This window comes from Marinobacter profundi (assembly GCF_002744715.1).
Classification (GTDB): Bacteria; Pseudomonadota; Gammaproteobacteria; order Pseudomonadales; family Oleiphilaceae; genus Marinobacter; species Marinobacter profundi.
Map to the genome: position 1 here is coordinate 40,073 of NZ_KZ319368.1, position 23,877 is coordinate 63,949.

A 23,877-nucleotide genomic window follows, 5' to 3' on the forward strand; every position below is an offset into this window, starting at 1 on the left:
TCCTATGAACGACCGCACCACCCGTCTCGTACAACTGAAAGCTGCCCTTGAAGAACGCATCGTCATCCTCGATGGCGGTATGGGCACCATGATCCAGAACGAGAAGCTGGATGAAGCCGCCTTTCGTGGCGAGCGGTTCGGAGATTACGATCGTGACGTGCAGGGAAATAATGACCTGCTGAACCTGACACAGCCCGCCCTCCTCCGCAACATCCACGCGGAGTATCTGGAGGCCGGTGCCGATATTATCGAAACCAACACCTTCAATTCCACCCGTCTGTCCCAGGCGGACTACGGCCTGGAAGAACTGGCGAAGGAGCTGAACATTGCCGGCGCCCGGATTGCCCGCCAGATCGCGGACGAGTTCACCGCCCGCAATCCGGCCAAACCGCGCTTCGTGGCCGGCGCCGTCGGCCCGACGTCCCGTACGGCCTCGATCTCCCCGGATGTGAACAACCCCGGCTATCGAAATGTCGATTTCCAGACCCTGGTAGATAACTACTATGAGGCCGTGGCCGGATTGGTGGAAGGTGGAGCAGACCTGATCCTGATCGAAACCATCTTCGACACCCTCAATGCCAAGGCCGCCATCTACGCTACGCAGCAGTATTTCGAAGACAGCGGCACCACCCTGCCGATCATGATTTCCGGCACCATTACCGACGCTTCGGGGCGCACGCTGTCCGGCCAGACCACAGAAGCCTTCTGGAACTCCATCGCCCACGCCAAACCGATTTCCGTGGGGTTGAACTGCGCCCTGGGTGCCGATGCGTTGCGACCCTATGTGGAGGAACTCTCCAACAAGGCGGAAACCTACGTCAGCGCCCACCCCAACGCCGGCCTGCCCAACGAATTTGGCGAATACGACCAGACACCGGAAGAAATGGCCGACATTATCGAGGGTTTTGCCCGTGACGGCTTCCTCAACATCATTGGCGGCTGCTGCGGCTCCCGTCCGGACCACATTGAAGCGATTGCCAAAGTAGTCGCCAAGTACCCGCCGCGGCAAATCCCCGAGCGCCCCAAAGCCCTGCGCCTTTCCGGCCTGGAGCCGTTTACCGGTGACGAGAACACCCTGTTCATCAACGTGGGCGAACGCACCAACGTCACCGGCTCGAAGCGCTTCCTGCGCCTGATCAAGGAGGAGCAGTACGAAGAAGCGCTGAGCGTCGCTCGGGACCAGGTTGAGAACGGTGCCCAGATTATCGACATCAACATGGACGAGGGCATGCTGGATTCGAAGGAGGTGATGGTCACCTTCCTCAAACTGGTTGCCTCGGAACCGGATATTTCCCGGGTACCGATCATGATTGACTCATCCAAGTGGGACGTGATCGAGGCGGGCCTGCGTTGCATCCAGGGCAAGGCAGTGGTGAACTCCATCAGCCTCAAGGAAGGCGAAGAGGAGTTCGTCAAGCGCGCCCGGGATTGCATGCGCTACGGCGCCGCCGTGGTTGTCATGGCGTTTGACGAAGATGGCCAGGCAGACACCTTTGAACGCAAGACCCAGATCTGCAAACGGTCCTACGAGGTTCTGACCGGCATCGGCTTCAATCCGGCCGACATTATTTTCGACCCGAACATCTTCGCCATCGCCACCGGAATCGAAGAACACAACAACTACGCGGTCGACTTTATTGAAGCCACCCGCTGGATCAGGAAGAACCTGCCCTACGCCTCTATTTCTGGCGGTGTCAGCAACGTGTCATTCTCCTTCCGCGGCAACGACGTGGTACGGGAGGCCATTCACTCGGTCTTCCTGTACCACGCCATCAAGGCCGGGATGAACATGGGGATCGTCAACCCGGGCCAGTTGGTGATCTATGACGAGATCGACCCGGAGCTCAAGGAGCTGGTAGAAGATGTCGTTCTCAATCGCCGCGAGGATGGCACCGACCGCCTGCTGGAGATTGCCGAGCGCTACAAGGGCCAGGGCCTCAAAACCCAGGAGGAAGATCTGGCCTGGCGCCAGTGGCCAGTGGAAAAGCGCCTCGAACACGCCCTGGTCAAAGGCATCACCAGCTTCATTATTGAAGATACCGAAGCCTGTCGTCTGAACGCCAGCCATCCCATCGAAGTGATCGAAGGACCGCTGATGGACGGCATGAATGTGGTCGGCGACCTGTTTGGTGACGGCAAGATGTTCCTGCCCCAGGTGGTGAAGAGCGCCCGGGTAATGAAGCAGGCCGTGGCTCACCTGATTCCGTTTATCGAAGCGGAGAAAACCGGCGAGCAGCAGGCCAAGGGCAAGATCCTGATGGCCACCGTGAAAGGTGATGTCCACGACATTGGCAAGAACATCGTCGGAGTGGTTTTGCAGTGCAACAACTACGAGGTGATTGACCTGGGCGTGATGGTGCCCTGCGAGAAGATCCTCGAGACGGCAAAGAAAGAAAACGTGGACATCATCGGGCTGAGCGGGCTGATTACCCCGTCGCTCGATGAGATGGTTCACGTCGCCCGCGAGATGCAGCGCCTGGATTTCCACCTGCCACTGATGATTGGCGGGGCAACCACCTCCAAGGCCCACACTGCGGTGAAGATCGAGCCGCAGTACAAGAACGATATCGCCCTGTACGTATCCGATGCCTCCCGTTGCGTCAGTGTCGCCTCGCAACTGCTCAGCAAAACCGGCAAAGCCGATCTGGTAGCGGCCGCCCGCACCGAATACGAGGAGGTCCGCGAGCGTCGCAAGAACCGCGGTGTGCGCACCAAGCTCGTCGATCTGAAAGAAGCCCGTGCCCGGGCTCCGGAAATCAGCTTTGAGGGCTACGAGCCACCCAGGCCGGCCTTTACCGGCATCCGGGTGTTTGACCAGTATGACCTGAACGAACTGGTGGACTACATTGACTGGACACCGTTCTTCATTGCCTGGGACATGTCCGGCAAGTACCCCGCCATTTTCGACGACCCCAAGCGGGGCGAGGCTGCCCGCACCCTGTTCGACGATGCCCAGAGAATCCTGCGTCGGATGATCGACGAAAAGCGGATCACTGCACGGGCGGTTATCGGCTTCTGGCCGGCCAACCGCCGTGGCGACGACATCGTGGTTTACACCGATGACTCCCGCAGCACCGAACTGACCGTGCTGCATCACCTGCGCCAGCAAGATGAGAAGGCGCCGGGCAAGGCAATGATGGCCTTGTCAGACTTTGTTGCGGCGGAAGACTCCGGCAAGCCTGATTACATCGGCGGTTTTGCCGTCACCACCGGTATCGGCGCAGAAGAGTTCTCCCTGGAGTTCAAAGAACGCAACGATGACTACAACGCCATTATGGTGAAGGCGCTGGCAGACCGGTTGGCCGAGGCGTTTGCCGAGCGCATGCATGAGCGGGTGCGCAAGGAATTCTGGGGCTACGCCAGTGATGAAGCCATGGCTAACGATGACCTGATTCGCGAGCGTTACCGTGGCATCCGCCCGGCGCCCGGCTACCCCGCGTGCCCGGATCACACCGAAAAGGCAACTCTGTTCAACTTGCTCAAGCCGACCGAAAATGCCGGCATCGAGCTGACCGAGCACTTCGCGATGTTCCCCACGGCCGCGGTGTCCGGCTGGTATTTTGCTCACCCCGAGTCAAAGTACTTTGCGGTCGGACAGATTGGACGTGATCAGGTTGAGGACTATGCTGAACGTAAAGGACTCTCCCGGGCGGAAGCAGAGCGCTGGCTGGCACCCAGCCTCGCCTACGATCCGGCGGAGTAACACCACAGGCAACTCAGCAGGCAGGTAAAACCATGGGCACCAGCAATGACAATCAAAGCACCGCAAAGCCCAAAGGGCCCGGCGTCCTGAAAGTCATGCAGAGTATTCTCGCTGGTGCCTTCGGCGTGCAATCGAGCAGGCGCCAGGAGGAGGACTTTTCCAGTCACAGCCCCTGGCCCTACATCGCCGCCGGAATTCTGTTTACGGCCGGATTCGTCGTAACGCTTATCCTGGTGGTGCGCTGGGTATTGTCCGGCCAGTGAGGCTCACTGCCCGGCCACCCAGGTGACCGCAAAGCCTACCGCAAGGACGATCAGGAGAGTGGCAGCAATGGCATCTACCTGGCTGTCAGTCCGGACGCTCTTCTTCATGGCATTTCCCCTTGGCTGATTTTGTTATTTGTCAGGAATCGGGCATCTTTTCCAACGATGCCCCCTTTAATCTAGTCCATCGGCCGGATTCGTCCAGCACCCGCCTTTATCACCTAAATCGATAAACATATTTGGAAATAATCCTTTTTAGGAATAAGAAGCCGGTGATATTCTGCCCCGCATAACATGGCTGTGCCTTCTTTTGGTTGCTTGCAGGACGTTCCACTATGTATGTTTATGACGATCACGATCGGCAGATCCTCGCCGAGCGGGTTGCCCAATTCCGTGACCAGACCGAGCGAGCCCTCGCCGGTGAGCTGAGTGAAGACGAATTTCTGCCGCTTCGCCTCCAGAACGGATTGTATGTCCAGCGCTTTGCACCGATGCTCCGGATCTGCGTACCTTATGGCATGATGCGCTCTGCCCAGTTGCGCCGCCTGGCCCGGATTACCCGGGACTACGACAAAGGTTATGCCCACTTCACGACCCGCCAGAACGTTCAGCTTAACTGGCCGGCCATAGAAGACGTTCCAGACATCCTGGCCGAGCTTGGCGAAGTGGAAATGCACGCCAACCAGACCAGCGGCAACTGCATCCGCAATACCACGACGGATCAGTTCGCCGGTGCCCAGCACGGCGAGGTTGCGGACCCGCGGCCGTACTGCGAGATTATTCGCCAGTGGTCGACCTTTCACCCCGAGTTTGCCTTCCTGCCCCGCAAATTCAAAGTTGCGGTGAATGCCCTGGAGAGCACCGACCGCGCTGCGATCCAGGTGCACGACATAGGCTTGCAGATGATCACCAACGCCAGCGGTGACCTCGGGTTCCGGGTGCACGTCGGTGGCGGCCTGGGCCGGACGCCGATGGTGGGCCCGGTCATCCGCGAATTTTTGCCGGAGCTCGATCTGCTGACTTACCTTGAGGCCATCCTGCGGGTCTATAACCGCTATGGTCGTCGCGACAACAAGTACAAGGCCCGGATCAAGATTCTGGTCAAGGCACTCACGCCGGAGGGTTTTGCCGAGAAGGTGGAAGTGGAGTGGAGTCACATCAAGGACTCGCCTACCCGCCTGACCCGTGACGCCATCGAGCGGATCCAGGGTTACTTTACCGAACCGGCCTACCTGTCCCTCGACAACAACAGCGAGCAGCTGGCTGCGCAACGTTTTGAAAACCGGGCGTTCGACCAGTGGATGAGCCGTAACGTCGACAACCACAAGGTGCCCGGCTATGCCATCGTCACCCTGAGCATGAAAAAAACCGGGGTGCCGCCAGGGGATGTCACTGATCGCCAGCTCGAGCAAATCGCCGATCTCGCAGACCAGTACAGTTTTGGCGAAATCCGGGTAACCCACCAGCAGAACGTGGTGCTGGCGGATGTCCGGCAAGACCGGTTATTTGAACTCTGGGAGCTCCTTGGCCCATTGGGCTTTGCCACCCCCAATCTCAATACCCTCACGGATATCATCTGCTGCCCGGGCGGCGACTATTGCGCGCTGGCCAACGCGAAATCCATCCCGGTGGCAGAGTCCATCCAGCGACGTTTCGATAACATGGACTTCCTCTACGACGTCGGCGACCTGGACCTGAATATCTCGGGCTGCATGAATGCCTGTGGCCATCACCATGTCGGTGACATCGGGGTACTGGGCGTCGACAAGAAGGGTGAAGAGTTCTACCAGATCAGCCTTGGCGGCTCCTCCCGCCAGGACGCCGCGATCGGTAAGATTCTCGGCCCCTCCTTTGCCCAGGAGGACATGCCGGAGGTGGTGGAGAAGATCATCGGGGTCTACCTCGACCAACGGACGCCGGAAGAACGTTTTATTGATACTTATCGCAGGATCGGCATCGAGCCATTCAAGGAGCGGGTATATGCCTGACATCATCACCAGAGACGGCACCATCAAGCAGGATAACTGGACACTGGTGCCCCGCCCCGCCGCAGGCGACTCACTGGAAGTGCCGGCCCAGCCGGCACTGATCCCCGCCGACCTCTGGCTGGCCGGACAGGAGCATTTTGAAGGCCGGCAAGACATCGGAGTCTGGCTCGACAGTCATGACGAACCGGAAATGCTCGCGGAAGTGGTCGAGCGCCTGCCCATCGTCGCCGTCAACTTCCCGAAGTTCAGCGACGGCCGGGGTTACAGCATTGCCCGGCTGTTGCGGGAGCGCTATGGGTACGGTAACGAATTGCGGGCAGTCGGTGACGTTCTGCTGGACCAGCTGCAATTCATGAAGCGCTGCGGTTTTGACAGCTACGCACTGCGACCTGACAAGGACATCAGCAAGGCACCGCGCTGTCTCAACTTCTTCAGCCAGACCTACCAGGCGGCGACGGATACTGACCTGCCGCTGTTCCGCCGGCGCGCGTCCTGAGACCTTCCCCGGCAAACGAACCCCAGCAAACGAAAGGGCAGCCCACGGGCTGCCCTTTTTTATCCCGCCGGATCACCCGTCAGAGGTTGTGATCCAGCACGATCTTGCCGGCAGACTCGCCTTTGAGGAAGGCCTGCAGAGCCCCGCCAAGCTGACCCCGGCCGATGTCCCGCGCTGCCTGCTCAGTCTTCGGGCAGGCCCAGTCCGCGGCGAACCGACTCCAAACGGCCTGCTTGTCCGTCAGGGGAATCTCCACGGAATCCACGCCCAGCAAGTTTACCCCTCGCAGGATAAACGGTAGCACGGTGGTCTCCAGCTGTGGGCCGGCAACCAGGCCGCAGCAGGCTACCGAGCCGCCCGGCCGGATCTGCTTAAGCAGCTCTGCCAGCGGGGAACCACCCACGGTATCTACCGCATTGGCAAACTGCGGCTTAAGCAACGGCTTCTTATCGGCAGTCAGAGCCTCGCGCCCGACAACCTCAGCCGCGCCAAGGGCCTTGAGGCTATCGGCGTGGTCCGCCTTGCCACTGATGGCCACAACGTCAAAACCGAGCCTGGCCAGCAACTCCACAGCCACGCTGCCCACCGCGCCACTGGCACCGGTCACCGCAACCTTGCCCTGCTCCGGCTTTGCTCCCATGGCCAGCAGCTTCTGCACACACAATCCCGCAGTCAGGCCGGCAGTGCCGTAAATCATCGCCGTCCGGCCATCCCACCCGGCCGGCATCGGCACACACCAGCTGGCCGGCACCCGGATAAACTGGCCAAAACCACCTGCGGTATTCATCCCCAGGTCATAACCGGTCACGATGACAGAATCACCCACCGCCGGGGTGCCCGCAGTTGACGCAACCACTTCCCCGGCAGCATCAATTCCCGGGGTGTGGGGGTACTGCCGGGTAACCCCCTTGTTGCCGGCCGCAGACAACGCATCCTTGTAATTCAGCGACGAATAACGGACCTTGATCAATACCTCGCCATCCGGCAGATCACTCAGCCGAAGAACTTCCTCTGCGCCCTGATACTGCCCGTCACGCTCGTGTACCCGCCACGCCTTGAATTCATTGTTATCGCTCATGGCCTTCCCCTTGCTACTAGGTAGTTACTGGATTTTCTGATTCCTGAACGCCCCCAGAACCCGCCACACCGTGTTTTCCAAGGCGACGCTGGCGGCAAGCCCGAGGCGCTCAGGCAAGGTCCGTTTACGCTGGAACGTCACTGAGATTACGTCGGCGCGATCGCACGCCTCAATGAGATATTCGTCGGACGTCTTGATCTCGTCGATCAGGCTCACTTCCAGGGCGCGCTTACCGAACCAGATGTCACCATTGGAGACTGCAGTGATGTCCACCGACGGGCGCCGCTCGCTGACGTAATCCTTGAACAGCTGATGGGTGTCTTCCAGATCCTCGATGAATTTCTGGCGACCTTTCTCGGTGTTTTCACCAAACACGGTCAGTGTGCGTTTATGCTCCCCGGCAGTCAGCACCTCGAAATCCACATCATTCTTTTGCAGGAAACGATGAAAATTCGGCAGCTGGGCCACCACACCGATTGACCCGAGAATGGCAAACGGCGACGCCACAATACGGTCGGCAACACAGGCCATCATGTAGCCACCGCTGGCGGCCACCTTGTCGACGCAGGCCGTCAGCGTTATGCCTTTGTTGCGAATCCGATCCAGCTGGGCAGCCGCCAGGCCATAGGCATGGACCAGCCCCCCGCCACTCTCCAGACGGATAACCACCTCATCCTTGCCCGGTTCGGCGATACTCAGCACGGCGGACACAGCCTTTCGCAGGGTATCTGTATCACTGGCCTTGATGTCGCCGTCGAAATCCAGCACATACACCCGGGCCGGTTTCTCCTGATTTTGCTGACCACCTTTTGCTGCCTGCTTTTCGGATTTCTGGCGGGCTTTTTCTTCTTTCTTGTGGGCTTTTTCCCACTGCTTGCGCTCCTGGTCACTCATCAATCTGGCCCGCAGTGACTCCTGCAGCTTACGGTACGCCTCATTCAGCTTGCGCACACGCAACTCGCCGCCGCCCTCATGATCATCCTTGTCTTTCTGGGCGGCCGAAACCACGATGGACACAATCACCAGGATTGCCACCACTATGGTGACGGCTTTGGCGAGGAACAGCCCAAACTCAGTCAGAAATTCCAAATTGCTTCTCCAGCCGGTTATTCAAAGTACAGGCGGATGATTGTAACCGAGGAGGCTGGCGGAACAAGTCGCCGAACGACTTCAAAAACATTAAAACAAGCGTTCGATCGAGCTTGACACACCCCGACGCTCCACCTAAAGTCGAATGGCGAAGTCGGCAGGACAACCGTCACTCCGGGTCGCTCCCGGTTGTGACTCAAGCGGCCATGATTGGCCAGATAGCTGACCATAAGCCTACGCACGCGCTCGTTACACATCCAAAAGGTAAAAATAATGTCTGTAGCCCAGATTTTTGAAAAGCTTGAACAAAACTTCAATGCTGATGCAGCATCCGGTCTCGACCTGGTTTTCCAGTTTGATATTGAAGACGACAAGACCTACCACCTGGCAATCAACGACGGTGACTGCAAAATGGTAGAGGGTTCCCACGAAGATCCTTCTGTCACCCTCATCATGAACTCCGAAACCCTGCAGGGTATTGTTTCCGGCGAAACCGACGGCATGCAGGCATTCATGGCAGGCCAACTCCGTGCCGAGGGCGACATGATGCTGGCCACCAAGCTGGGCGAACTGTTCAAGATGGGCTAAGCTTCCCGGCCGCTCCAGCGAAAAAAACCCTGCCGAGGCAGGGTTTTTTTATGGCTACTGTTGCAACACCGGAACCGTCAGGCCCGCGTCATCCCGGGACAGACGACAAGCCTCAGAGGCCAACATCATCCAGCGAGGACTCAGCCAGTTTCAGCAGATCGACGTTACGGTCTTCGCGCTGGCCGATTCCCTCGATGTAGTACTCCAGCGACGTCAGCGCATCGGCGAGAGCCTCAAGCACCTGGTTCGAAGGAGGCTGACGACTCTCCAGAAGCTTGCTCTCAATCGACAGTGCAACCCGCTTGAGGACCTTTGCCGCCTCCGGGTCATTAATCATCTGCAGGCCGCCCCAGATGCTGTGCAGCGTTGCCGGCAGGTTCGCCAGGTGCATCTTGTCGTAATCAGACTCAATAAACGCGGTGATGGCGCGCTTGGCCAGGGTCAGTGCACTGCGGGCCTCGTCGGCAACCACAAACAACGCCTCGCGGAGATAAAGGGACTCCTCCCGGTTGCTGCGAACCTTGGCCAGCGCATCGGTCTCCGAGGTGATACCCCGGGTGACCATCTGCACCACCGCAGACTCGATACCCAGCACCGCGTCGGCCAGTTCGTACAGCTCGTCACCCGCCGGCAGACGGTTATCGGCTTCCCATTGCCGCAGCTTTCCAGCCTCGGTTCGGGCCAGCGCCGACAACTGTTTCAGATCCAGCACCAGCAAGGTATTGGCCAGCCGCTCCAGCGTCTCGGCGATGGATGCCAATTCGGCCAGATCCGGCTCAATTCCGCGCTCGATGATATCGAGCTTGTCCTTGAGCTGATTCAGTTCCTCCTGCAGGGCTTCGGACAGGGACTTCAGGACATCTGCGCCAGGTCCGTACAGCCGCTTGCTGTGGGCATCAAGGGTTGCGTCGGTGTATTCCGCCGGCGCCAGCCGGAACGCCGTAAGCGTACTGGTCACCTCCGGGTTGGACGAACCACTGCGGTAAAGGATGTAAATAAGGTCACGAATCAGCGAATCGGGAGCGTCCTTGGCCGTGGCAACCCGGCCTACGTAGACCACCTCGCGGGCATACTTTTCAACCCGCATCAGGGTCCGCTTCCGGGCCTTGTTGAATCCCATGTTACGGTCGAGCATCGCCTCTGCCACCGTGGAAAACAAACACCACATCTGCCCCATCGGCTGGCCGCGACAAAGGCGGGCGAAACCACGGGCGGCACGGCTGAGCAGTTTCTTGCTGACCACATCACTGCGCTCCCGCAACACACCTAGCAAGGCGACCTGCAGTGTCAGTCGCATGCGGCGGGCCATGATCTCGTACTCGGCATCCGTACCCTCGAATGGCGCCAGAGGAACAGTGGCGCAGAAGTTGGGACGCTTGCTGACGTCTACATCGAAAAACCAGGATTCGGGATAAGGTTTTTCGCGGCGGGCCTCACGCAGATCATTGATGATCGGCAACAGCAGTTCGGGATGATCCTCCCGCTGCTGGTGGTAGTACTCGACGTAGCGGCGCAGAATGAACAGTGCGCTGTTCAGTGTGGTGAGGAGAATATTCTTGTCGTCATTGGCGCCAACCGGCACGTCATTGGCAATGCCAACTGCTTCCTGGCACAGCAGTGTGCCGCCCCGCAGCTCCACCAGGACAAAAATGCCCCGTAACTGATTGATGTAATCGACACAGTTCTGGAGGTCTTCACCACTTTCCCGGTTTTCCTGAAAACGCTCAAGGCTGGTTTCTGCCTGCCGGATGGTCTGTTCAATTTCCGCTTTGACCAGATCAAATGACTGCGATTTCGTCGCAAGAGACGATTGAACCATAAACGCTTCCTGTTACCGGTGCGGGTGACACCGCGTCCTCTTTGTAATTTTGTGACCGGGTCGATTGCATTTCAGACCGGTCTGTTTTCCTGAAACCTCTTTTCCGTCCGGAAGACAGGGTTCCTGAAAAAATGGTTTTCTGGTCATTACTTATAACACAATTCTCAAGTACCTCAAGAAAGCGGGAATGTAACAAAACGTACACTGTGACCTACCCGAGTTACCCGAGAATAAGGAGCCGCAAAAGCGTGACCTAACTGGTTCCGTCCAGGCGGGACCAGATGGTCTCGCCGGTGGCTTTGCCAACAACTCCCATGAATTCGTCATGGGCAGCACACTCTTCCCCGCTCGCCCGGATGACCGGTAGCGGCCGACGGCCTGCCGGTAACCGGCGAATGCCCCCGGCAGCCCCCGAATCGTCACCCGCGGAATCCAGCGAAAATGCGGTCTGGCCACCGGTGAGCAGCAGGTAGACATCAGCCAGAATCTCGGCATCCAGCAGTGCGCCGTGGAGCTCGCGACTGCTGTTGTCGACACCATAACGTTTACACAGCGCGTCGAGGTTGTTCTTTTGCCCGGGATGACGGGCACGGGCGATCGCCAGGGAGTCGACAATGCCGCAGTGATCGGCCGTTTTGCGCACCGGCCTGAGGCGGGCAAATTCCGAATCCATGAATCCCACGTCGAACGCCGCGTTATGGATGACCAGTTCGGCACCCTTGATAAATTCAAAGAATTCTTCGGCAATTTCGGCGAATTTAGGCTTATCTTTCAGGAATTCATTGGTAATGCCGTGAACGGTAATGGCTTCCGCCTCTACCTCCCGCTCCGGATTGATATAGACGTGGTAATGACGCCCGGTTAGCTGACGCTCCATCAGCTCAACACAACCGATTTCGATGATCCGGTGACCTTCGTTGGGATCAATACCCGTGGTTTCCGTATCCAGTACGATCTGTCTCATATCCACTACTACCCGGTATTACAAATGATGGTTTGACTCAGGAGCCGGAGAGTTCGGCAACGCCGCGATTGGCCAGCTCATCCGCCAACTCGTTATCGGGAATGCCCGCATGCCCCTTGACCCAATGCCAGTTAACTTTATGGCGGGCGACCTCGAGGTCCAGCTCGCGCCAGAGATCTTCGTTCTTGACCGGTTTGCGTGCGGAGGTTTTCCAGCCGTTGCGCTTCCACCCGGCCATCCATTCGGTTATGCCCTTGCGTACATACTGCGAATCGGTATAGAGCTCGACTGCACAATGGCGCTTCAGGGCCTTCAGGCCACGAATGGCCGCCATCAGTTCCATCCGGTTATTGGTGGTGTTGCTCTCGCCACCGTGCAAGGTCTTCATCACCTCACCATACCTCAACACGACGCCCCAGCCTCCCGGACCAGGGTTGCCCTTGCAGGCGCCGTCGGTATACATCACAACTGGATCCGGCATTCCTACTCCCGTTTTGCTGACCTCGCACACCCCCCGGACGCACCAATCGTGCCCGCCACCGGGAGTGAAATCACTTGCTTGTGTCGCCATGTACGACGCGATTTGATGGGCGCGCACACCCGCTTGGTGGCAAGGATACAGTAATATGCTCCGACAGGAAGAAGCCGGTATCCGGGCAGCCACTTTTTCTCTTCGCCAAACCGCAGCACGCCAGGATTCTGCACCGGCGGCAACCGGAAATGGGTTCCCGCCGTTTCGATATCGAAATCCAGCAGACTGAGCCAGTCTTCCATCCTTCCCTTCATCATGAAACGTCCACCCCAGGGGCCGGCATGGGAGCGGGACACCAGTTTGCGCACGCCCCAGAGGCTGACCGGGTTAAAGCCGACCAGCAGCATCTGCCCGCCCCCCCGCAACACCCGGGATGCTTCTCGCAGCACCTGATGAGGGTAAGGTGAAAAATCCACCGTGTGGTGGAGCAGCACCAGATCCATGGAATCGCCGGGAAACGGCAATTCATCGGCGTCACACACGGCCACGCCATCGGCCAGACTGTCCGCCCAGCGCGCGGTGGTCAGGATCTTGTGGGAATAGTCCGAGCCGCTGGCCAGCGGCAATCGATGACTCAGCCCCACCTGTAACTGACGGGCGCCACTCAAACCCTGCAACTGACGGTCCACACAACGCCGCTGGTCCGCAAGCAACGCCCTGCCAAGGGGCGTCTGGAACCAACGCTCGAAGCTGGCATGCCGCTCGACATAATCGGGAGCCACGGCGGAAGCCATTGCATCTCCTCCGGTATGACCCGGGACAGGTTACCCCGGGTTGGGCAATCGAAATGATTGCTCTATCATAACAGTGACACTCCACGGCGCACACAAGGGATCTTATGCTGACGATTACCGGAATTCCGGCCTTTAACGACAATTACATCTGGTGTCTGGCAGACAGCAACAGCGGCAAGGCACTGGTGGTCGATCCCGGACAGGCCGATCCGGTGCTGGAGCATCTGCAAGACAACAACCTCACCCTCGACGCCATTCTGGTCACCCACCATCACCCGGACCATGTTGGCGGCATCAAGGCCCTGCAGGAGCAGTGCCATCCCCTGCAGATTTTCGGACCGGCCGATTCGCCCTTCCGGGGCTCCAGTCATCCGGTTCGCCCGGGCGATGAGGTCGTGTGGCAGGAACTGGCCTTTTCCGTCATCGCCGTGCCTGGTCACACCCTGGACCACATCGCCTACTATTGCGACCTGGACGTAGAGGGTCGTCCGGTGCTGTTCTGTGGTGACACCCTGTTTGTCTGCGGCTGTGGCCGCTTGTTCGAGGGCACGGCCCACCAGATGAGGGAGTCGCTGGAGCGCCTGCGCGGGCTGCCGGACGACGCGGCCGTCTATTGCGCCCATGAATACACCCTGGCAAACCTCCGCTATGCCCGCAGCCTGCTGCCAGACGATGACAATCTGCGGCAGTTTGAGGCCGAATGTCAGGCCCGCCGCGACCGTCACGAACCCACCGTCCCGTCCCGCCTCGGTGACGAAAAGCGTCTTAATCCGTTCCTGCGCTGGGACGATCCGGTCGTGGTAAAGGCGGCACGGGACTATGCTGCTGCCAATGGCTTGCAGGCAGACAGTGATGACGCCGTGTTCGCGGCTGTTCGTCACGGCAAGGATCATTTCTGAGATCGGGTAACAAAACCTGACAACGTCGTAACGCGAGCTTTCTTGACCCCCTGAATTTCATTCCCATAAAATTCAGGGCACTTTTACGTACGCTTTCGACATGGCCACTTTTAAAACAGGCCGCAACCCATTCTGTGCGCCGCATTTTCCCTGGCAGCACTGTTAACTCTTCTGGTGCTTTCTATGAAGGTCCGATACCTCTCAGCCTTGATCCTCGCTACCTCACTGACCGGGGGCTGCAGTTCGCTGGGCGGACAAGACGGAGGCTGGTTTCAGTCATCCCCGCAAAATGCATCAGACCGTGGCGAGCTGTCCGAGGCCGAGCTGCTTGATTCACAGCGGCTGAACGTCGCGGCCGGTGATGACAGCCTGAAGGATGCCGTCGAGACCGGCCGCGGAGACAATGCGGCAGCCACTGCAAAACTGGATGACTCCATTGATCCATCGCTGCGGGGCACTGCGCGCCAGGCACGCCAGAAGCTCGACGATCCCGAAGCCGGCAATCCCGACAGCGCTGGTGACCAGAACGCCGACCTGTGGAGCCGCATCCGCTCCGGTTTCGCCCTGGACCACAGTGTCAGCAACGAGCGGGTCCAGGCCCAGCTCGAGTGGTATCGCAGCCACCCCAGCTACATCGAACGCGTGGTTGACCGCGGCAGCCGCTATCTGCACTACATCGTGACAGAAACCGAAAAGCGCGGCCTGCCCACCGAACTCGCGCTGCTGCCTGTCGTCGAAAGCGCCTTTGATCCGTTCGCCTATTCCCATGGCCGGGCCGCCGGTCTCTGGCAGTTCATTCCGTCGACGGGCAAATATTTCGGCCTGACCCAGAGCTGGTGGCACGACGAACGCCGGGATGTGGTGGCAGCGACCGATGCGGCGCTGACGTATCTCGAGCGCCTCGCCAAACGATTTGACGGTGACTACACCCTTGCCCTTGCCGCCTACAACAGTGGTGGCGGTACCGTTTCCAGCGCCATTCGTCGCAACACCCAACGTGGCAAGGCGACCGACTTCTGGGCCCTGGATCTTCCCCGTGAAACCCGGCACTACGTTCCCAAGCTGATCGCACTGGCAAAGATTTTTGATGACCCCGCCGCCCACGGAATCCAATTGCCACCGCTGGAAGACAAGCCCTATTTTGAAATTGTCGACACCGGCTCGCAGATCGACCTGGCCCAGGCTGCAACCCTGGCCGGTGTGGACGTCGATGAGATCTACCTGCTCAACCCGTCCTTCAACCGCTGGGCAACCACCCCGGAGGGACCGCATCGATTGCTGGTTCCGGCAGAGAACGCCGAACGGTTCCGCACATCGCTGGCCGCCCTGGACCCGGCGACCCGGGTGTCCTGGGAAAGCTACCGGATTGTTTCCGGTGACAGCCTGATCGGAATTGCCCGCAAGTTCGGAACAACCCCCGATGTCCTGAGAGAAGTCAACAAGTTAAACGGCAATCTTATCCGTGCGGGTCAACAGCTGGTTATCCCGAAGGCCAGTAAAGGTTCCAGCGCCTACGTCCTGAGCGCCAGCCAGCGGCTAGCCCGCCAGCAGGCCCGCAGCGGCCGTAACAGCAACGGAACCCGGGTTGACTATCGCGTCCAGCGCGGTGATACCTTCTGGGATATAGCGAGGGAGCACGGGGTCAGCGTTCGCCAGGTGGCAGCATGGAATGGCATGGCACCGGGTGACCCGTTGATTCCGGGCAAGAAGCTGGTGATCTGGTCTAAAACCAACACTTCCGCGGCGGCATCCGGCGGTCGTGGTGACGCCATGGTCCGCCGGGTTGGCTACAAGGTCCGCAAGGGTGATTCACTGGCCCGCATTGCCAGCCGTTTCGCGGTAAATGTGCGGGATATCGCAAGCTGGAACGATCTGAATACCGCCCGTTATCTGCAGCCGGGACAAAGTCTGGTACTCTACGTAGACGTGCGTAACAGCCCCTGAACAGAATAATAATCCGACACCGGGAGAATCATGGTAACCATACGGACATCAACCACCAGAAAATCCTTGTTCGCATTCCTTACCCTGCTGACAGCGATGCTGTCAGCAATCTCCCACAGCCAGGCCGCAGAACCCCGACATGGCATAGCCATGCACGGCGAACCAGCCTACCCCCCCGGCTTCAGCCACTTCGACTACGTCAACCCGGAAGCGCCAAAAGGTGGAATGCTGCGCCTGGCGGTGGTCGCCAATGGCTATGACTCCTTCAATCCGTTTGTAATCCGCGGTGTCGCCGCCGCCGGCGTCAGCTCCTATCTGTACGACACCCTGACCGTGTCCTCCGACGATGAGCCATTTTCCGCCTACGGACTGATTGCCGAGTCCATCGAAACCCCGGAGGACCGCAGTTACGTCGTCTTCAACCTGCGCAAGGAAGCCCGCTTCCAGGATGGCGAACCGATCACCGCCGAGGATGTCCGCTTTTCCTTTGAGCTGCTGACCACCAAGGGTCACCCGTTCTACCGCAGCTACTACGCCGACGTCAGCAAGGTGACGGTAGAGAATCCCCAGCGGGTTCGCTTTGACTTTGGTGACACCAACAACCGGGAGCTGCCACTGATCCTCGGCCAACTGCCGATTCTGCCCGCCCATTACTGGGCCGAGCGGGACTTTGCCGAAAGTGGCCTCACCCCCCCCGTAGGGTCCGGTCCCTACCGGATTGGCAGCTTCGATGCGGGTCGCTCGGTCACCTTTCAGCGGGTCGAGGATTACTGGGCGCGGGACCTGCCGGTCCGCCAGGGCCGGTTCAACTTCGACCGGGTACGCTTTGACTATTATTCCGATGACACCGTTGCCCTTGAGGCCTTCAAGGCGGGCAACTATGACTTCCGGGTAGAATCCTCGGCCAAGAACTGGGCGACGGCCTATACCGGCGATCGCGTCGACAGCGGTGCCATTGTGAAGGAAGAAGTTGAGCACCATCGCCCCGCAGGCATGCAGGCGTTCGTCTTCAATACCCGCCGCGGCCAGTTCCAGGACCCCAGGGTGCGGCAGGCACTCGCCTATGCATTTGATTTCGAGTGGGCCAACCAGAACCTGTTTTACGGCCAATATTCCCGCACCGACAGCTATTTCGAGAACAGTGATCTGGCGGCCACCGGTCTGCCCGGCGAAGGCGAATTGGCCATCCTGGAACCGTTTCGGAACCAACTCCCGGAGGCTGTTTTCAGCGAGCCCTACACCCCCCCTTCCACCGCTACCGCCACAATGCGCGACAACCTGCGCACTGCCCTCACCCTGTTGCGCGATGCCGGCTACGAGATCCGCGACCGCAAGCTGGTGAACAAGGCAACCGGACAGCCGCTGACGTTCGAGGTCCTGCTCCACCAGAAGAATTTCGAGCGGATTGTACTGCCGCTGAAAAACAACCTCGCCAAGCTCGGTATCGAAGTCGGCGTCCGCCTGGTGGACACCAATCAGTACATCCAGCGGGTCAGGGATTTCGATTACGATGTCATCACCCAGGTGCTGCCCCAGTCGGACTCTCCCGGTAACGAGCAGCGGGATTACTGGCACTCCTCGAATGCCAGTATCACCGGCTCCCGTAACTACATGGGCGTCGATGATCCGGTGGTTGACCAACTGGTCGACCTGGTTATCCAGGCCCCCGATCGCGATGCCCTGGTGCAGCGGGTCCGCGCCCTCGACCGGGTACTGCTGCACGGCCACTATGTAATTCCCCAATGGCACCTCGGCCGTGACCGGATTGCCTACTGGAGTCACCTTGAACGGCCCGCGGTCACACCCAAGAACGGGGTTGATTACGACAACTGGTGGTTGCAGCCCTGACCCCATGAGCAACACCCAATCTCCGGCTGACACAGGACGACCCTGAATGGGCGGTTATATACTGCGCCGTGTAGCGCTCATCATTCCTACCCTGATCGGGATCATGCTGCTCAATTTTGTGATCGTGCAGGCCGCCCCTGGCGGCCCGGTTGAGCAACTCATTGCGGAGATGGAAGGCCACGGGGGCGGCGCCCTGGCACGGGCCGGCGGTGGTGGCGGTGCCGAGGTATCCACGTCGTCCGGTGACAGCCGGGGTTCCCGGGGCATTCCGGAAGAAATGCTCAGGGAGATCGAAATCCTCTACGGTTTCGACAAGCCTGCCCATGAGCGTTTTTTCAAGATGCTGGGTGACTACGCCACATTCAATTTCGGTGATTCGTTCTTCCGCGAGCAATCGGTAATCGAACTGATCATCGACAAGATGCCGGTGTCCATATCGCTGGGGCTGTGGTCCACGCTGATCATCTACCTGATCTCCATTCCGCTGGGCATTCGCAAGGCGGTCCATGACGGCTCCCGCTTCGATATCTGGAGCAGCTCGGTGATTGTCGTGGGCTATGCCATTCCCGGCTTCCTGTTCGCCATCCTGCTGATCGTGCTGTTTGCCGGCGGCAGCTACTTCGACTGGTTCCCGCTGCGGGGGCTGACCTCGCCGGACTTTGACCAGATGACCTGGTATCAGAAAATCGGTGATTACTTCTGGCACCTGGCCCTGCCCGTCACTGCCAACGTCATCGGCGGGTTCGCCACGCTGACCCTGCTGACCAAGAACTCTTTCCTCGACGAGATCGGCAAGCAGTACGTGGTTACCGCCCGTGCCAAGGGGCTGGAAGAGCGCCAGGTCCTGTACGGCCATGTCTTCCGCAACGCCATGTTGATTGTCATTGCCAGCCTGCCCGGTGTCCTGGTGGCACTGTTCTTTACGGGATCCCTGCTGGTCGAAGTCATCTTCTCGCTGGATGGCCTGGGACTGCTTGGTTTTGAAGCGGCACTGAACCGGGACTACCCGGTCATCTTCGGCACCCTGTACATCTTCACCTTAATGGGCCTGTTGCTGAAACTGGTCAGCGACATCACCTACGTACTGGTCGATCCGCGTATCGACTTTGCCAGCAGGGAGCACTGATTTGCGCGGCACCACCCTGACCCCCATCCAGCGCAGACGGCTGCGCAACTTCCGCCGCAATCGCCGCGGCTTCTGGTCGCTGTGGATCTTTCTTGCACTGTTTGGCCTGGCCCTGGTCGCGGAACTGATCGCCAATGACAAGCCGCTGATGCTGTCCTACAAGGGAGACCTGTACTTTCCGGTTGTGGAGTACATTGCGGAAGAGGAGTTCGGCGGTTTCATGCCCACGGAAGCCGACTACCGGGACCCCTTCATCCGCGACGAAATCGAAGCCAACGGCTGGATCCTGTGGCCGCCGATCCGCTTCAGCTATGACACCATCAACTACAACCTCGATGTCCCCTCGCCGGCGCCGCCTTCCGCAGTCAACTGGCTGGGCACCGATGACCAGGGCCGCGATGTGGCAGCACGGGTTATCTACGGGTTTCGGATTTCGGTTCTGTTTGGCCTGACGCTGACCATTCTGAGCTGCATCGTCGGCGTCATCGTGGGCGCCCTGCAGGGTTATTATGGCGGCAAGGTCGACCTGCTCGGGCAGCGCTTTATCGAAGTCTGGTCCGGCCTGCCGGTGCTTTACCTGCTGATCATCCTGTCGAGCATCGTCCAGCCCAATTTCTGGTGGCTGCTAGGCATCATGCTGCTGTTCAGCTGGATGGGGCTGGTGGATGTGGTTCGGGCGGAATTCCTGCGCGCCCGCAACTTCGAGTACGTCAAGGCAGCACGGGCTCTGGGACTGGACAACCGCAAGATCATGTTCCGACACATCCTGCCCAACGCGATGGTGGCCACCCTGACTTTTCTGCCTTTCATCCTTACCGGAGCCATTACTGGCCTGACGTCACTGGATTTCCTCGGCTTCGGGCTGCCTTCCGGCTCCCCGTCACTGGGCGAACTGATCGCCCAGGGCAAGGCAAACCTGCACGCCCCCTGGCTTGGCATCTCGGCCTTTGTGTCACTGTCCATCATGCTCACCCTGCTGGTCTTTGTCGGGGAAGCCGTGCGGGATGCCTTTGATCCGAGGAAGAACTGACATGGCAAACCTGCTTGAAATTTCCGGGCTGTCGGTCAGTTTTGATGGCGGCAGCCGGGTTGTCGACAACCTCTCCCTGACCATAAGGGAAGGCGAAACCCTGGCATTAGTGGGAGAAAGCGGCTCCGGGAAGTCGGTATCCGCGCTGTCCATCCTGCGCCTGCTGGACGAACGCCACGCCAGCTACCCCGGCGGCACCATCCTATTTCGTGGCGAAGATATGTTGCAGGTCGACGACAAGCGCCTGCGACAGATCCGTGGCCGCGAGATCGGCATGATCTTCCAGGAACCCATGACGTCGCTGAACCCGCTCCATACGGTAGAGCGTCAGATCAGCGAAACCCTGGCGCTGCACAAGGGTATGCGGGGCACCCAGGCTCGGGCGCGCTGCCTCGAACTGCTGGACCTGGTGGGAATCCACAATCCGGCAGGCAAGCTTGCCAGCTATCCCCACCAGCTGTCCGGCGGGCAGAAACAACGGGTCATGATCGCCATGGCACTGGCCAACGAGCCCGATCTGCTGATCGCCGACGAGCCCACCACAGCACTGGACGTCACCGTCCAGAAGCAGGTGCTGGAGCTGTTGAAAGATCTCCAGAAGAAGTTCGGCATGGCCATCCTGCTGATCACCCATGACCTCTCGATTGTCCGCCGTTATGCCGAGCGGGTCGCGGTCATGGAGCATGGCAAACTGGTTGAAAGCGGTGACACCGAACCCTTGTTTGCCGCTCCCCGGCATCCCTACACCCGCAAACTGCTGGAATCCTCGCCGCCCTCAGCCCCGCCGGAGATTGACGGCGGCGGGCAACCACTGCTGGACGTTCGCAACCTCAATGTCCGCTTCCTGACCCGCAAGCGGCTGTTCGGACGCAACAGCGAGTATTTCCAGGCGGTACGTGACGTGAGTTTCACCCTGGCCGCGGGCGAAACCCTCGGCATTGTAGGAGAAAGTGGCAGCGGCAAAACCACTATAGGCCACGCCCTGGTAAAACTCATTGCAAGCGAGGGGCAGATCGCCATCGCCGGCACCGAACTGTCCGGCCTGAACCAGCGGCAGTTCCGACCCTGGCGCAAACGCATCCAGGTGGTCTTCCAGGATCCCTTCGGCAGCCTCAGCCCCCGCATGTCCATTGGCGACATCGTCGGCGAAGGCCTCGAGATCCATGACCTGGCCAACCGGGAGCAACACGAAGCGAAAGTGATTCGGGCGCTGCAGGATGTGGGGCTGGACCCGGAGGCTGGCAATCGCTACCCCCACGAATTCTCAGGTGGCCAGCGCCAGCGTATCGCCATTGCCCGAGCCCTGGTGCTGCAACCCGACCTGATCATTCTTGATGAGCCGACATCCGCCCTCGACCGCACGGTCCAGAAACAGGTGATCGCCCTGCTGCGAGACCTGCAGCAGCGCTACCGGCTCAGCTATATCTTTATCAGTCATGACCTGGCCGTCGTCAGAGCGCTCAGCCACAAGATGCTGGTACTGCAGAATGGCAGCATTGTGGAATATGGCGATGCCGCCGAGGTTTTCCATCGGCCCCGCTCGGACTACACCCGGGAACTGCTCAGCGCCGCCTTCTTCTATAATGACGAACATCCGGCCCCGGTTGCCGGAATAACTACGACCAATTGAGCGTTACACGCTCAGACTCGGATCGGGGATAATGGCCCGAATCCGACCAAACAGGGAGATTACACATGGGAATTCTCAGCGGCAAAAAAGCCCTGATAGTAGGTGTTGCCAGCAAATTGTCCATTGCCTATGGCATCGCCGAAGCTTTTCATGAGCAGGGTGCCGAGCTGGCATTCACCTACCAGAATGAAAAACTGAAGTCCCGCGTGGAAGAGTTCGCCGCAGGCTGGGACAGCAAGCTTGTGCTGCCTTGCGACGTTGCCAGCGACGAAGAGATTGATGCGGTATTCGCAGAACTGGCCAAGCACTGGGACAAGGTTGATATCATTGTTCACGCCGTCGGTTTTGCCCCTGCTCACGAGCTGGATGGCAATTACGTGGACGTTACTACCCGTGATGGCTTCCGTATCGCCCACGACATCAGCTCCTACAGCTTCGTGGCGCTGGCCAAAGGCGCCCGGAACATGCTGCACGAAGGCAGCTCACTGCTGACCCTGAGCTACCTGGGTGCCGAGCGGGTACTGCAGAATTACAACGTGATGGGCCTCGCCAAGGCGTCGCTGGAAGCCAACGTACGCTACATGGCCGCCAGCCTGGGTCGTGACGGCATCCGCGTCAACGGTATTTCCGCAGGGCCGATCAAGACCCTCGCCGCCTCCGGCATCAAGCATTTCCGCCGTATGCTGGCCGAGAACGCCAAGCAGGCGCCGCTGCGTCGCAACGTAACCCAAAAGGAAGTCGGTAATGCGGCAGCCTTCCTGGGCTCTGACCTGTCCAGCGGGATTACCGGGGAAATCATGTACGTCGACGGTGGTTTCAACATCACCGGCATGAGCGAACTCGACGCCTGAACCTGCCGGGAAACCGAACGCCAGCCTGACCGGGCTGGCGTTTTTGTTTGGCCCGGCGGCGCTTGCCGTTGCATTGCAAAGGCCTGACAAATGGAGCAGTATTACCAACCGGCCCGGCGCGCAGCTTCGTCCGGCCGCTCATCTACACCGCTTTGAGACTGCTGCGGATTACCCGCCAATGTCTCGGGAAAGAACAGAATCGGGGATTACAAACGCATGTCCGGCACCAAGCTCGAAGACGTCAATGTGGCCAGTCAGGAAACATTGATCACACCTGAGGCCCTGAAGCGCGAACTGCCGCTTTCAGACCTCGCGGCAAAGACCGTTGCGGAAGGCCGTCAGGCCATCTATGACATCATGGACGGCAAGGATCACCGGCTGTTCCTGGTAGTAGGCCCCTGCTCCATCCACGACGTCAAGGCCGCCCACGAGTACGCTGAAAAGCTGAAGGCTCTCGCTGACGAAGTCAGCGACACCCTGCTCATCGTGATGAGGGTCTACTTCGAGAAGCCACGGACGACAGTTGGCTGGAAAGGTCTGATCAATGACCCGCACCTGGACGATACCTTTGATATCGAGAAAGGCCTGCACATTGGCCGCCGCCTGCTGCTGGACATTGCCGAGCTTGGCCTGCCCACCGCCACTGAGGCGCTGGACCCGATTTCTCCGCAATACCTGCAGGACTCCATTGCCTGGTCCGCCATCGGTGCCCGCACCACCGAATCCCAGACTCACCGGGAACTGGCCAGCGGCCTCTCGATGGCGATCGGGTTCAAAAACGGTACGGACGGCAGCCTCGATGTAGCCGTCAATGCCATGAAATCGGTGTCGAGCCCTCACAGCTTCCTTGGCCTCGACCAGCAGGGCCAGGTCGCGATTATCCGGACCCGCGGCAATGCCTACGGCCACGTGGTGCTGCGTGGTGGTGGCGGAAAACCGAATTACGACTCGGTCAGCGTTGCCCTGTGTGAGCAGGCGCTGGATAAGGCAGGCCTGCGCAAGTCCATCATGGTGGATTGCAGCCACGCCAACTCCAACAAGGATCCCGGGCTCCAGCCTCTGGTGATGCAGGATGTAACCCACCAGATCCTGGAAGGCAACCAGTCGATCCAGAGTCTGATGATTGAAAGTAACCTGAACTGGGGCAATCAGGGCATTCCGGAGAACCTGGCCGACCTGAAATACGGCGTCTCCATTACCGACGCCTGCATTGACTGGCCGACCACCGAAAAAGCCATTCGCGAGATGCGGGATAAACTGAAAGACGTACTGCCCAAGCGAATCGCCTGACGCTC

Annotated in this window: 19 protein-coding genes; 13 read left to right on the forward strand and 6 right to left on the reverse strand. The window is 59.4% G+C overall.

Features of this window, described 5'->3' with window-relative positions; all coding sequences use genetic code 11:
* Positions 1-4: 4 nt before the first annotated feature.
* From metH to CLH61_RS03235, 4 genes are all read left to right on the forward strand, one after another.
* Positions 5-3,703: a methionine synthase gene (gene metH / locus CLH61_RS03220; protein ID WP_099613281.1), complete on the forward strand. Its 3,699-nt coding sequence runs from the start codon at positions 5-7 to the stop codon at positions 3,701-3,703.
* Between the two features lie 32 nt (positions 3,704-3,735).
* Positions 3,736-3,966 carry a DUF2970 domain-containing protein gene (locus tag CLH61_RS03225; protein WP_099613282.1) on the forward strand — a complete coding sequence of 77 codons (231 nt, stop codon included), beginning with the start codon at positions 3,736-3,738 and terminating at the stop codon, positions 3,964-3,966.
* A 335-nt stretch (positions 3,967-4,301) separates the two neighbouring features.
* Positions 4,302-5,954 carry a nitrite/sulfite reductase gene (locus CLH61_RS03230; RefSeq protein ID WP_099613283.1) on the forward strand — a complete coding sequence of 551 codons (1,653 nt, stop codon included), beginning with the start codon at positions 4,302-4,304 and terminating at the stop codon, positions 5,952-5,954.
* On the forward strand, positions 5,947-6,450 hold the full coding sequence (locus CLH61_RS03235) for a DUF934 domain-containing protein (RefSeq protein ID WP_099613284.1): 504 nt from the start codon (positions 5,947-5,949) through the stop codon (positions 6,448-6,450). The genes CLH61_RS03230 and CLH61_RS03235 overlap by 8 nt, the downstream gene beginning before the upstream one ends.
* A 79-nt stretch (positions 6,451-6,529) precedes the next feature.
* Here the strand turns inward: CLH61_RS03235 and CLH61_RS03240 are convergent, their stop codons facing one another.
* Entirely contained in the window at positions 6,530-7,528 is a 999-nt protein-coding gene (locus tag CLH61_RS03240; RefSeq protein ID WP_099613285.1) for a YhdH/YhfP family quinone oxidoreductase, read from the reverse strand.
* Positions 7,529-7,552: 24 nt separating this feature from the next.
* A complete protein-coding gene (gene sohB, locus CLH61_RS03245; RefSeq protein WP_099613286.1) occupies positions 7,553-8,617 on the reverse strand; it encodes a protease SohB in 1,065 nt (354 codons plus the stop codon).
* Positions 8,618-8,890: 273 nt separating this feature from the next.
* Between sohB and CLH61_RS03250 the strand changes: the two genes are divergently transcribed.
* The gene (locus tag CLH61_RS03250; protein WP_099613287.1) at positions 8,891-9,205 is read left to right on the forward strand and encodes an SCP2 sterol-binding domain-containing protein; all 315 of its coding nucleotides are present in this window, start codon (positions 8,891-8,893) and stop codon (positions 9,203-9,205) included.
* Positions 9,206-9,317: 112 nt separating this feature from the next.
* On the opposite strand, the gene CLH61_RS03255 is transcribed toward CLH61_RS03250, so the two are convergent.
* The 4 genes from CLH61_RS03255 to CLH61_RS03270 all read right to left on the reverse strand — a co-directional run bounded on the left by CLH61_RS03255 (position 9,318) and on the right by CLH61_RS03270 (position 13,254).
* Positions 9,318-11,024 carry a FimL-related protein gene (locus CLH61_RS03255; protein WP_099613288.1) on the reverse strand — a complete coding sequence of 569 codons (1,707 nt, stop codon included), beginning with the start codon at positions 11,022-11,024 and terminating at the stop codon, positions 9,318-9,320.
* A gap of 253 nt (positions 11,025-11,277) precedes the next feature.
* Complete coding sequence (dnaQ, locus tag CLH61_RS03260) at positions 11,278-11,994, reverse strand: DNA polymerase III subunit epsilon (protein WP_322868211.1); 717 nt, start codon at positions 11,992-11,994, stop codon at positions 11,278-11,280.
* A 31-nt stretch (positions 11,995-12,025) separates the two neighbouring features.
* Positions 12,026-12,469 carry a ribonuclease HI gene (rnhA, locus tag CLH61_RS03265; RefSeq protein WP_099613290.1) on the reverse strand — a complete coding sequence of 148 codons (444 nt, stop codon included), beginning with the start codon at positions 12,467-12,469 and terminating at the stop codon, positions 12,026-12,028.
* A 2-nt stretch (positions 12,470-12,471) separates the two neighbouring features.
* On the reverse strand, positions 12,472-13,254 hold the full coding sequence (locus CLH61_RS03270) for a class I SAM-dependent methyltransferase (RefSeq protein WP_099613291.1): 783 nt from the start codon (positions 13,252-13,254) through the stop codon (positions 12,472-12,474).
* A 104-nt stretch (positions 13,255-13,358) separates the two neighbouring features.
* Between CLH61_RS03270 and gloB the strand changes: the two genes are divergently transcribed.
* From gloB to CLH61_RS03310, 8 genes are all read left to right on the forward strand, one after another.
* A complete protein-coding gene (gloB, locus tag CLH61_RS03275; protein WP_099613292.1) occupies positions 13,359-14,153 on the forward strand; it encodes a hydroxyacylglutathione hydrolase in 795 nt (264 codons plus the stop codon).
* A 183-nt stretch (positions 14,154-14,336) separates the two neighbouring features.
* The gene (locus CLH61_RS03280; RefSeq protein ID WP_099613293.1) at positions 14,337-16,097 is read left to right on the forward strand and encodes a lytic transglycosylase; all 1,761 of its coding nucleotides are present in this window, start codon (positions 14,337-14,339) and stop codon (positions 16,095-16,097) included.
* A gap of 96 nt (positions 16,098-16,193) precedes the next feature.
* The gene (locus CLH61_RS03285; protein ID WP_228152540.1) at positions 16,194-17,945 is read left to right on the forward strand and encodes an extracellular solute-binding protein; all 1,752 of its coding nucleotides are present in this window, start codon (positions 16,194-16,196) and stop codon (positions 17,943-17,945) included.
* Positions 17,946-17,991: 46 nt separating this feature from the next.
* Positions 17,992-19,071 carry a microcin C ABC transporter permease YejB gene (locus CLH61_RS03290; RefSeq protein WP_099613295.1) on the forward strand — a complete coding sequence of 360 codons (1,080 nt, stop codon included), beginning with the start codon at positions 17,992-17,994 and terminating at the stop codon, positions 19,069-19,071.
* Position 19,072: 1 nt separating this feature from the next.
* A complete protein-coding gene (locus CLH61_RS03295) occupies positions 19,073-20,101 on the forward strand; it encodes an ABC transporter permease (protein WP_099613296.1) in 1,029 nt (342 codons plus the stop codon).
* Position 20,102: 1 nt separating this feature from the next.
* Positions 20,103-21,731, forward strand: a complete 1,629-nt coding sequence (locus tag CLH61_RS03300; RefSeq protein ID WP_099613297.1) for an ABC transporter ATP-binding protein — start codon at positions 20,103-20,105, stop codon at positions 21,729-21,731.
* A 65-nt stretch (positions 21,732-21,796) separates the two neighbouring features.
* Complete coding sequence (locus tag CLH61_RS03305; RefSeq protein WP_099613298.1) at positions 21,797-22,582, forward strand: enoyl-ACP reductase FabI; 786 nt, start codon at positions 21,797-21,799, stop codon at positions 22,580-22,582.
* A 216-nt stretch (positions 22,583-22,798) separates the two neighbouring features.
* Positions 22,799-23,872: a 3-deoxy-7-phosphoheptulonate synthase gene (locus tag CLH61_RS03310; protein WP_099613299.1), complete on the forward strand. Its 1,074-nt coding sequence runs from the start codon at positions 22,799-22,801 to the stop codon at positions 23,870-23,872.
* Positions 23,873-23,877 lie beyond the last annotated feature (5 nt).